10 protein-coding genes and 1 pseudogene are annotated in these 11012 nt (G+C 63.3%); 3 read left to right on the top strand and 8 right to left on the bottom strand.

The annotated features are described in order from the left end of the window. Positions 1-774, bottom strand: a 774-nt coding sequence (locus tag AC628_RS27235) for an AGE family epimerase/isomerase (protein WP_074129878.1), incomplete at its 3' end; no start/stop codon positions are given. Between the two features lie 95 nt (positions 775-869). On the opposite strand from AC628_RS27235, the gene AC628_RS27230 reads away from it, so the two are divergent. Beyond that, positions 870-2093: a phenylacetate--CoA ligase family protein gene (locus AC628_RS27230; protein ID WP_074129877.1), complete on the top strand. Its 1224-nt coding sequence runs from the start codon at positions 870-872 to the stop codon at positions 2091-2093. A gap of 98 nt (positions 2094-2191) precedes the next feature. Beyond that, positions 2192-2722: an HAD family hydrolase gene (locus AC628_RS27225; RefSeq protein WP_074129876.1), complete on the top strand. Its 531-nt coding sequence runs from the start codon at positions 2192-2194 to the stop codon at positions 2720-2722. A 33-nt stretch (positions 2723-2755) separates the two neighbouring features. Here the strand turns inward: AC628_RS27225 and AC628_RS27220 are convergent, their stop codons facing one another. From AC628_RS27220 to AC628_RS27210, 3 genes are read right to left on the bottom strand one after another with little or no spacing between them, the layout of a single operon-like run. Next, positions 2756-3853: a DegT/DnrJ/EryC1/StrS family aminotransferase gene (locus tag AC628_RS27220; RefSeq protein WP_074129875.1), complete on the bottom strand. Its 1098-nt coding sequence runs from the start codon at positions 3851-3853 to the stop codon at positions 2756-2758. Positions 3854-3871: 18 nt separating this feature from the next. After that, positions 3872-4339, bottom strand: a complete 468-nt coding sequence (locus tag AC628_RS27215) for an acyltransferase (protein WP_074129874.1) — start codon at positions 4337-4339, stop codon at positions 3872-3874. Then, positions 4336-5397 (bottom strand): Gfo/Idh/MocA family protein, encoded by a 1062-nt coding sequence (locus AC628_RS27210; RefSeq protein WP_074129873.1) that lies wholly within the window; start codon positions 5395-5397, stop codon positions 4336-4338. The genes AC628_RS27215 and AC628_RS27210 overlap by 4 nt, the downstream gene beginning before the upstream one ends. Positions 5398-5918: 521 nt before the next feature. Here AC628_RS27210 and AC628_RS27205 point away from each other — a divergent pair. Then, positions 5919-7277, top strand: a complete 1359-nt coding sequence (locus AC628_RS27205; RefSeq protein ID WP_083633160.1) for a hypothetical protein — start codon at positions 5919-5921, stop codon at positions 7275-7277. Positions 7278-7344: 67 nt separating this feature from the next. Here the strand turns inward: AC628_RS27205 and AC628_RS27200 are convergent, their stop codons facing one another. The 4 genes and pseudogenes from AC628_RS27200 to AC628_RS44255 all read right to left on the bottom strand — a co-directional run. Further along, positions 7345-8649, bottom strand: coding sequence for a nucleotide sugar dehydrogenase (locus AC628_RS27200; protein WP_074129871.1), 1305 nt, complete (start codon positions 8647-8649; stop codon positions 7345-7347). A 193-nt stretch (positions 8650-8842) separates the two neighbouring features. After that, the gene (gene wecB, locus AC628_RS27195; RefSeq protein ID WP_074129870.1) at positions 8843-9892 is read right to left on the bottom strand and encodes a non-hydrolyzing UDP-N-acetylglucosamine 2-epimerase; all 1050 of its coding nucleotides are present in this window, start codon (positions 9890-9892) and stop codon (positions 8843-8845) included. A 5-nt stretch (positions 9893-9897) separates the two neighbouring features. Beyond that, positions 9898-10812 carry an NAD-dependent epimerase/dehydratase family protein gene (locus AC628_RS27190; protein WP_074129869.1) on the bottom strand — a complete coding sequence of 305 codons (915 nt, stop codon included), beginning with the start codon at positions 10810-10812 and terminating at the stop codon, positions 9898-9900. Between the two features lie 7 nt (positions 10813-10819). Continuing rightward, a pseudogene (locus AC628_RS44255) lies at positions 10820-11012 on the bottom strand (hypothetical protein); the annotation flags it as partial.

Genomic DNA, 11012 nt, shown 5'->3' with positions numbered 1-11012 from the left:
CCGCTCAAACCCCTTCAGCAGCCAGACCCATTCGGCGAGGTGTCCCGGCTCGACGCTGACCGGCGGGATCCGCGACCAGTCCTCCTCGAAATATTCGCTGAGGGTACGCGTCTGCTTGTCGTAGAGGCTCGCGAGGAACAGTGCGAAGAAGTCGCCGGCGCGGTTCTGGAACGACAAATCATGTGTCGCGTCGAAGCACGCGATCATCGCCTCGAACAGATGCATCTGCGGGTTCTGCCGGCGCGGCATCGACGGCGGGAGGCCCTCCTGGAAGCCGCCATGCGGCGAGCGCAGCTCGGTGTCGAGGAACGACAGCAGCGCGTCAATCTCGGCGCGAATCTGGGCGTCCTGGTCGAGGCCGTAGACGGTTGCCAGTGCGAGCAGCACGAAGGCATGGCCGTAGGTGTCGCGCAGCGGCTCGTGCACGCCGCCCTCCGGCGTCAGGCTGAAGACGAAGCCCGGCCGGCCATCCGGCGCCTTCGCCTTGGCCAGCAGGTAATCCAGCCCCTTCAGCGCGATCGCGCGGCCTTCGGGATACCAGCCCATCTGGGCCGCCTTGGCGTAGCAATAGATCTGGCGCGCCTGCACCAGGAGGCGGCGCGGGGCGGCACGATCGGGACTGCCGTCCGCATGCAGCCGGTCGACGAAGCCGCCAGCCGTGCCGTCCCACCCCGTGGTCGACCACAGCGGCAACGCCTGGTCGATGATCCGACGCTTCAACCTCGCGACGACGTCGGCGGCCCCGTCCGCCGTAACGCTCTCTGCCTCAGCCATCGTGCTTCCTGGAACCGTCCCAATGTCAGCGCTCACCGTCTGATAGCACGGGCGGACCGGCACGCCACCTGCGCAAATCCCCTCAAGGACCTGCCATGACCGACCATTACGACGCCCTTGAAACGCGCGATCCGGCCGCCCGCGAGGCCGCACTGTTCGCCCGGCTGCCGGAGGTGCTGCGCAAGGCGATGGCGGCGCCCGCCTATACCAATCTGCTGCGGGGCACCGATCCCGCATCCATCACCAGCCGGGAGGCCTTGGCGGGGCTGCCGGTGCTGCGCAAGTCGGAACTGCCGGCCCTGCACAAGGCTGCCCCACCGTTCGGCGGCTTCGTGGCTGATGCGCCCGGCTCGTTCGCCCGGCTGTTCACCTCGCCCGGACCGATCTTCGAGCCCGAAGGCCGCCAGACGGACCCCTGGCGCGGCGCGCGGGCGCTGTATGCGGCGGGCTTCCGCGAGGGGGACGTGGTGCTGAACACCTTCAGCTATCACCTCACCCCCGGCGGCTTCATCTTCGATGCCTCCGCGCGGGCGCTCGGCTGCGCCGTGATCCCCGCCGGCCCCGGCAACACCGAGCAGCAATTCGAGCTGATCGAGGCCTATCGCCCGGTCGGCTATAGCGGCACGCCTGATTTCCTGAAGATCCTGCTCGACGCCGCCGCTAACGCAGGCCGCGACGTGTCCTCGATCAAGCGCGCTTTGGTCTCGGGCGCGGCCTTTCCAAAATCGCTGCAGGAGGAGATGAAGGCGCGCGGCGTCGAGGCCTACCAGGCCTTCGGCACGGCCGATCTCGGCCTGATCGCGTTCGAGACCCCGGCGCGCGAAGGAATGACGGTCAATGAGGAGCTGATCCTGGAGATCGTCAAGCCCGGCACCGGCGATCCCGTTGCGCCGGGCGACGTCGGCGAGATCGTGGTGACCTCGCTCGATCCGCATCATCCCTGGATTCGCCTCGCGCTCGGGGACCTGACCGCCGCCCTGCCCGATGCGAGCCCGTGCGGACGCACCAATATGCGCATCAAGGGCTGGATGGGCCGCGCCGACCAGACCACCAAGGTCAAGGGCATGTTCGTGCGCCCCGAGCAGATCGCGGAAATCGGCAAGCGCCATCCTGAGCTTGGACGGCTGCGCCTTGTCGTCACGCGCGCCGGCGAGGCCGATGCGATGACGCTGCGGGCTGAATGTGCGTCAGCGCCGGATGCCCTGCGGGACGAAGTCGCGACAACACTGCGTGCCGTGACAAAGCTCGGCGGCACCGTCGAACTCGTCGGCGCAGGCTCGCTGCCGAACGACGGCAAGGTGATTGCGGACGAGCGGTAGGCCGACCGCCCCGCCGTGCGGTCCGGTCTACGTTGTCCCGCGCGGCATTGTGAACTATTGAGCTGGCTCATGCCTCGTGGCGACGGGATCATCACCTCATGAGCAGCGCTTGCGGAGATCAGCCGCGAAGGCCGGCGGTTTTCTTCGATCGGGACGGCGTCCTGAACCGGGACATCGGCTACCTGTTCGAGAGCCACAGGCTGATCTGGATCGAGGGCGCGCGCGAGGCCGTGAAGGCCGTCAACGACATGGGCTATTTTGCGTTTGTCGTGACCAATCAGTCGGGCGTCGCACGGGGCCTCTATGAGGAGGCGCACGTCCAGCAACTTCACGACTGGATGGCCGCCGAGTTCGGCAAGATAGGCGCGCATATCGACGCCTTCGAGTATTGCCCGTTCCATCCTGACGGGATCGTGGAACGGTATCGGCAGGTCAGCCATCGCCGCAAGCCGTCGCCCGGCATGATCACCGATCTGCTGGAACGCTTTCCGGTCGACGTTGAACGAAGCCTTCTGGTCGGTGATCAGCCGACCGACCTCGAGGCTGCACGCGCAGCGGGCCTGAAGGGCTACCTGTTCCCGGGCCCCAATCTGGAGCTGTTCCTGAGGCCCCTGCTGCAGCGAAGCTGAGCCCCGCGCAGCAGCGCGAGGCCACGATCGCAATCAGAATTTCCGAACCAGGTCGATCACCTCGTCCTGCTGCTGGCGCGTGATCTCGGCGAAGATCGGCAACGAGAGGATCTGGCCCTGATCGCGATGGGCGTTGGGAAACTGCCCTGGCCGGTGGCCGAACCGCGCATAGGCCGGCAGGAACGGCAGCGCGGTGGGGTAGTTGATCGCGGTCTGCACGCCATTGGCATTCAGATGCGCGGCGAGCGCGTCGCGGCGCGGATGCCGGATCGTGTAGAGGTGGTAGACGTGGCTGCGCGCCGGCGCGACCTCGGGCACCACGACGTCCTCGATCTGGTTAAGGCCGGCATCGTAGACCTCGGCTGCGGCCTGGCGGGCCTCGGTCCACGCTTCGAGATGCGGCAGCTTCGCTGAAAGGATCGCGGCCTGCATGCCGTCGAGCCGGCTGTTGACGCCCTCGATATGGTGCTGGTGCTTCACCAGCCCGCCATGGCGCGCCAGCATGGCCATCTGCTCGGCGAGTGCCTTGTCGTTGGTGACGACCGCCCCGGCATCGCCCATCGCGCCGAGATTCTTGCCGGGATAGAACGAATAGGTCGCGGCCTCGCCGAACGTGCCGACCATGCGGCCCTTGTAGCGCGCGAGATGGGCCTGGGCGCAATCCTCGATCACCCAGAGCTCGTGCTTCTGCGCGATCGCCATGATGGCATCCATGTCCGCCGGCTGGCCGTACAGATGCACCGGGATGATGCCGACCGTGCGTGGCGTGATCGCGGCTTCGATCGCCGCCGGATCGATCGTGAACGTCGCGTCATCGGTGTCGCAGAACACGACGGTGGCGCCGGAATGGGTGATCATCGCCGCGGTCGAGATCCAGGAATGCGCCGTCGTGATCACCTCGTCGCCCGGCTGTACCTTCAGCGCGCGCATGGCGAGGTAAAGCGCGTCGGTGCCGTTGGCGCAGGATACGCAGTGCGCGACCTCCGCGGCTGCGGCGAACTCGCGCTCGAAGGCGTCGACATAGCTGCCGCGGATGAAGGCGTTGTCGCGGATCACGCCGGCGATCGCAGCATCGATCTCGCTCTTGATGGACTGGTACTGCAGTTGCAGGTCGGCAAACGGCACGGCCATCGATATTCCCCTGTTGCCCTATTGGCTCGCCAGCAACCGGCGCGCCGGATTGCCGGCATAGGTGCCGGGCGTCGTGATGTCCTTGGTCACAACAGATCCCGCGCCGATCACGACGTCGTCGGCGATCCGCACCGGCATGATCGTGGCGTTGGAGCCGATCGACACCCGGTTGCCGATCACGGTCTCGCGCCACAGTTCCTTGCGTCCGCGCGCCGGGCCGCCGGTTGCGAACGTGTCGTTGACGAACATCACACCGTGCCCGACGAAGCAGTCCTCACCGATGGTGACGAGCTCGCAGATGAAGGCGTGCGATTGCACGCGGGTGCGCGCCCCGACGACCACGCCCTTCTGGATCTCGGTGAAAGGCCCGACGAAGCAGTCGTCGCCCAGCTTGCAGCCGTAGAGATTGCAGGGTTCGACGATCTTGACACGCTCGCCGAACGCGACATCGCGCACGCTGGCCTGATGCACTTCCGGCTGGTTCACGAAACCACACCCAGCCGGCTCAACCGCGGCGTGAAGCGCAGCGCAACCTCCTCGCCGGTCTCGATCGATTCATAGAGCGCCGAGATCAGCTCAAGGCTCTTGCGGCCCTCGAGCCCGTCGACCAGCGCGGCGCGCTGGTTCTCCAGGCAGTCGACCACGTGATGATAATAGGCCTGATGGCCGAAGCCGTAGACGTTGGGCGGGTTGACCGAGAACTTCTCCACGACGTCCTTGTCCGACGGCAGCTCGTCGACAAAGCGCCAATGCCGGATCTGGTTGACGGCGAAACCGGAAATCTCGACGGTGCCCTTTTCGCCGAGGATCGACAGCGAGCCTTCGAGATCGGTCGGGCGCGCCGCAGTGGTCGCCTCGATGATCCCGAGCGCGCCGTTGCGGAACTTCAGCGTCGCGACGGCGGTGTCCTCGGTTTCGATGTTGGCCAGCGCAGTCGTCGCGCGCGCGTGCACGCTCACCACGTCGCCGAAGAACCACTCCAGCATATCGACATGGTGGCTCGCCTGATTGGTCAGCACGCCGCCGTCATAGGCCCAGGTGCCGCGCCAAGCGTCCTGATCATAATAGGCCTGATCGCGGCACCAGCGCACCCGCACCGTCCCCAGGATGAGCTTGCCGAAGCGGCCCGCATCGAGCGCCTCGCGGGCCTTGACCACCGGCACGTTGAAGCGGTTCTGCTTGACGATGAACATCTTCACGCCGGCCTGATCGCAGGCCCGGATCATGTCGTCGGCGTCCTGCAGCCGCAGCGCCATCGGCTTCTCGACCACGATGTGCTTGCCGGCTTTGGCGCAGGCGATCACATGTGCGGGATGCAGCCCGCTTGGGGTCAGCACGGCAACCGCGTCGATATCCTTGCGCGCCAGGAATTCGTCCATGTCGTAATGCGCCGGAACGCCAAACTTCCCGGCAACCGCATCCGCCCGCGCGCGGATCGGATCGCAGACCGCGACCAGGCTTGCTCCCTCGATGTGATTGCCACCCAGAAGGTCGGAATGACGCTTGGCGATACGCCCGCATCCGAGCAGGCCAAATCTGATCATGCAACAGGCCCTGTCTTGTCTCGCGGCCGACCGTTGCAGCCAGCCGAAAAGCCGAGGGAACAGCGGCCTTGCGAGCCGCACGATAGCGTTCCATTTCCCAGAAAACTCGGGTTAACGCAAGGCCATGCGATCGGGTGAGGACGATCCGATCTGGGCCACCCGTACCCGAAACGCGCGCCTCGATATATCATCGTGACCGGGGAGCTTCGGGTTGAAAATCCCCCAAACGGCCCAGCGGAGCCGCAGCGGGAGAATTCGAAGACACCGCATTCGGGCAGCGAGACCACATCACGGAGATTGCCGCGCCCGGAGGCGTCGCTGCGGCAACTGAAATTTGTGTTATTGGGCGGGAACAATAGAATGCCATATGGGCATCATTCTTGTCGTCCTATCAGCGCCGTGCCATGTCCCTGGGTCCATGAGGCGACATCGGGTGACAATCGCGTGGGCTTAGTCTGCCGAATACGATAACCACCAACGAGACGGTCCAAACGCACAGCCCGACACGGCGGCAAATGAGAATGAACGATCGCGTTATTCAGATGGAGCCCGGTCTCGGTTGGCGCCAGGCCAGGCTTGCCTTGCTCGCCTATGCCCACATCGTTGTTTGCGCGGTTTCGCTGTACTGCATCACGATCACCAACTCCTTCCCGGGCGTCATCGGTTTCGACAAGTCGCATTTGGCGGCTGCAATCCTGAACGTGGTCGCGTTCAGCCCGGTCGTGATCCTGTTCGCAATCGGACGTTTCAGCTTTGGCTATCTCGTCGGCTTCTACTTCTACATGATGGTGCTGGGATATCTCTGGCTCATCGAATTTTCGGTGCTCGATTACGATCACCGCCTGGCGCTTGCCTCGATCGTGCTCTCAGCCCTGGCATTCCTCGCCCCCGCGGTGTTCATCACCACCCCGCTGCGGCAGGCCGTCGTGATGCCGGCCCGCGCGTTTTACATGATGCCTTCCGTCATCCTGATCGGCTCAGCCGCCATCATCGGTATCGGCTCTCTGTACAACCTCAAGCTGGTCAACCTCTCCGAGATGTACAAATATCGCGCGGAGGTGGCGTTGCCCGGCGTCCTGCAGTACGCCGTCTGGATCGTCTCGAACGCCCTGTTGCCGCTCGCCTTTGCCTGCTTCGTCACCAGCAAGCGGATCTGGCAGGCAGGGATCGCCCTGCTCCTGATGCTTCTGTTCTACCCGATCATGCTGACCAAGATGGCGCTGTTTGCTCCGGTCTGGCTGCTGTTTCTCGCCCTCGTCTGCAAGCTGGTGGTCGAGGCCAGGATGGCGACGATCCTGTCGTTTTTCCTGCCTGTCCTGATCGGCGTGATCTTGTTCGTCCTGGTCAAGGCCGAGGTGTTTCCGCTCACGCCCGGATTGGTCTATTTCGGCACCGTCAACACCAGGATGGTTGCGATCCCGTCGCTCGCCCTCGAAATCTACAACAACTACTTCTCAGCGCACCCGCTGACCCATTTCTGCCAGATCAACGTGCTGAAGCTCGTGATGCCATGCGCCTACAACGAGCCGATATGGGCCGTCATGGCCAGATCCTACGATCTCGGCTCCTTCAATGCTTCGCTGTTCGCCACCGAAGGGGTCGCTTCGGTCGGCCTCGTGCTTGCACCGCTGTCCGCGCTGGGCTGCGGGCTGATCATTGCTCTCGGCAACCGCCTGTCGGCCGGCTTGCCGTCGCAATTTGTGCTGCTATCCGCCGGGCTGCTCCCCCAGGTGCTCCTCAACGTACCGCTTTCGACGGCTTTGCTGACCAACGGCACCGGGCTGCTGTTCCTGCTCTGGTACATTGCGCCGCGATCGGCCTTCGACCAGGCGCCGAAGGCCGCTTTGAGCGAAAACCTGCCGGCGGCAAGCGCCAGCTAGTCGGCGCTCAAAAGTCCGCCGGTCATCCGTTCACAGCGATTGTCCGGCGGAAAGCTCGCGAGATCGCCTACGCGCGAATGATATTGTCTGCCGGCTGAGGAAACTTTCCACGGCAGTCGACGAGCAGCGGGGCATGCTTGCCGAGCAGTTGATAGTCGAACTTGTCATGGTCCGTCGCAAGGAGGACGCAGTCGAAGCCCCGCAAATTGTCCTCAGTGAGCGCGACGCTCGACAGGTCGAACGAGTGCGCGCGCATCTTCGGGAACGCGGGAACGTGCGGATCGCTGTAGGCGACCTTGGCGCCGAGGTCGCGCAGCTTCTCCATCAAGAGCACCGAAGGCGACTCGCGAACGTCGTCGACATTCTTCTTGTAGGCAATGCCGAGCACAAGGACCGAGCTGCCGCTGATCGACTTGTGTCGCTGATTGAGGGCCAGCGAGATCTTCGACACGACGTAGTCCGGCATCGAGGAATTGATCTCTCCGGCGAGCTCGATGAAGCGCGTGTGCATGCCATATTCCCGCGCCTTCCAGGTCAGATAGAACGGGTCGATCGGAATGCAATGCCCGCCGATGCCGGGACCGGGATAGTACGGAACAAATCCGAACGGCTTGGTTGCCGCCGCGCGGATCACCTCGTGAATGTCGATCCCCATCTTGTCGGCGACCATCTTCATCTCGTTGACGAGACCGATGTTCACCGAGCGATGGATGTTCTCCAGCAGCTTGGTCAGCTCGGCGGCCTGTGTCGAGCTCACCGGAACGACCTTGTCGATCACCTGGCGATACAGGGCGATGCCGGCCTCGAGACACGCCGGCGTGCAGCCGCCGCACACCTTTGGGATCGACCGGGTCGAGAAGTTCTGGTTGCCGGGATCTTCGCGTTCCGGCGAAAACACAAGAAACACGTCATTGCCCACGCTGAAGCCGCGCTTTTCGATACGCGGCTTCAACTCCTCCTCGGTCGTGCCGGGATAGGTCGTGCTCTCGAGCGACAGCACCATGCCTGGATGCAGACACGGCAGCAGCGACTCCGTCGTGTCCAGCACGAAGCTGAGATCGGGCTCGCGGTACTTGTTGAGCGGCGTCGGAACGCAAAGGATGAGCGCATCGACCTCGCGCGCGCGCGAGAAATTGGTCGTCGGCTCGAACCCAAGCTCCGTCGCATTGCGGATGCTGGCGCTCGTAATATGCTCGATGTAGGACCGGCCTGCGCGAAGCGCGTCGACCTTGGTCTGGTCGATATCAAAGCCGATCACCTTGTAGCCGACTTCGCAGTAGCGAAGCATCAAGGGCAGGCCGACATAGCCCAAACCGACGATGCCGATCTTGGCCGTTCTCTCGTTGAGCTTCGCGATCAATTCGGTGTTCATTTTAACACTCGTACGGGGTTGTTACGGATAACCGGCCTGAAAAGCATCCAATTCGGCCTCTGATAGCGCCATAGTTGCAAAGCCACAACCCCGGAAGCCATCCTGGAGGCCTCATCCGGCGCCGTGGCGCGAATCCAGGCGGGACTTTCACTTGCTCTTGCGGCGCCCCCGACCGCAGCGCCCACCGGCAAGTCTACTGTGGGCCGCCGGAGCTCAACAAGCGCGTGACTTCGTAGGCGGCACGACCGGTGCCATACTCGTCGATATCGCGCTGAACGGAATGCGTTGACTGCTTCCAGAGCCGGTTCCACCCGTGCGTGACCGTCTCGGTCCACTCGGTCTCGTCGCGCAACGTGATGCACGGAACGCGATGGAAATAGGCCTCCTTCTGCACCCCTCCCGAGTCCGTATAGACTTCGACGGCGTTGTGCAGAAGCTTTGCCATATCGAGGTAACCGACCGGATCGATGACCTTCAAACCGCCCAGATCGACCCCCAAAGCCGAGGCCGCCTGTCGGGTGCGCGGGTGCAGCGGAAGGACAACGGGAAATTTCCGCGACCGATCCTGCAAGAACTGCACGACTGCGAGAAGCTGCTGCCGGTCGCCCGTATTCTCGGCGCGATGGATCGTAGCGAGCGCAAAGGTCTTCGGGGCGAGCCCGAGATTGGTCAGTATCGTCGAGCTCTTCTCTGCCTTGCCGGTCACGAACAAGGTCGCATCGTACATGACGTCACCGACGTGATGGACGCCGGTGGTCACGCCTTCGGCAGCGAGATTGGCGACGGCCGTTGCCGTCGGACAAAGGTGCAGAGCGGAGAGATGATCCGTTACCAGCCGGTTGATCTCCTCCGGCATGCGGCGGTTGAACGATCGAAGCCCCGCCTCGACATGCGCGACCGGAATGTGCAACTTCGACGCCGCGAGAGAGCCGGCCAGCGTCGAATTGGTGTCGCCGTAGACAACGACCCAATCCGGCTTCTCCGCGAGCAAGATCGGCTCGATCGCCATCAGCATGCGTCCCGTCATATCGCCATGGCCGCCGCCATGGATGTCGAGATGATGCCGAGGCCGCGGGATGTCCAGCTCTTCGAAGAAAACATCGGACATGTTCGGATCAAAATGCTGACCGGTATGCACCATCACTTCCGAGAGACCATCGGTCTCGCGGATCGCGCGGCTGACGGCCGCGGCCTTGATGAACTGCGGCCGGGCACCAACGATGGTCAATATCTTCAGCGCCATTGGCTTTACGAGCGGTGTTGAGATTCGGCCGGACGATGATCCGGCACATCGAGGGAACTTGCTGATATCGTCCTTTGGAGCCCGTCCTTGAACTGCACAAACCGCCGCAACTCCAAACGAGATGCGAGACGGCTCAGATCAGGGACGATGTCGGCGGGAGGCGTGTTCGTGTTCACGATCTCGAACTTCGGCTCGACGCCGAGCTGCTGACCGATCATGTTCGCGATCTGGCGGATCGAGAGCATTTCGGAGGCTGCCACGTTCAGCGTATCCGTCCATGACGAAGCAATGCTTGCGAGAATGACTTCGACGATGTCGTCGATGAAGGTGGGAGCGAGGCGAATCCCTTCCGTGCTACCCGAGAGCTGAATTGCCGCGCCGTCCCGGATCCTGCGGATCAGCTGCGGAATCAGTCTGTCGTGTTGACCCGGACCGTACGGGAAGAACAACCTCAGAGTATTCACGGAAAAAATGCTGGAAAACGGCTTCGCGACAATTTCAGAAGCAAGCTTGCTTGCGCCGAGGAATCCGGAAGGCGCCAAGGCGGCATCCTCACGCAGAACTCCCGTAAACGGCTCGTACACCGCCCCCGACGACAGCAAGCAGAAGTGCTTGGCCGCCGCCTGAGCCGCCCAATCCAGCAGTCGCATTGTCATGTTCACGTTGACGTCGAACATCTCGCGCGAATCCGCCGGAAAGCTGCGGTAGCGGCGCGATTGAGCGGCATGAACGACGACATCGATCGTCTTTGGGAAACTGGCCTGGTCGATCGGCGTCGTTCCGTCCCAAGCCACCTTCGTTCCGAAGGCGATCGACGTTCCCGGCCGGCAAACGCAGTAGAGCTCGTGTCCCTCGGCCACCAACCGAGGCCCGAGAGCAGAGCCGACAAACCCGGTACAGCCCGTCAATAATACCCGCATGCCCGTGTCAGACCGTTGGCTTCGTCAGCAAGACGGAGATCCCGTTCGGATTGGAGTCGTTGAAGGTATAGCTCTTCACTCCGAGTTCCTTCATCCAGCCCGCAACCTCGTCATCGCTGTGCTGCCAGGCGTTGTGCGGATGATACCAGTCGAAATTGACCATGTTGTTCGTTTCATAGTCGAATGCCTCGTTCCAGAAG

Source organism: Bradyrhizobium sp. NAS96.2, assembly GCF_001908235.1.
Taxonomy (GTDB): Bacteria; Pseudomonadota; Alphaproteobacteria; order Rhizobiales; family Xanthobacteraceae; genus Bradyrhizobium.
The sequence above is the reverse complement of the archived record's forward strand: the minus strand, read 5'-3'. Positions and strand labels throughout refer to the sequence as shown.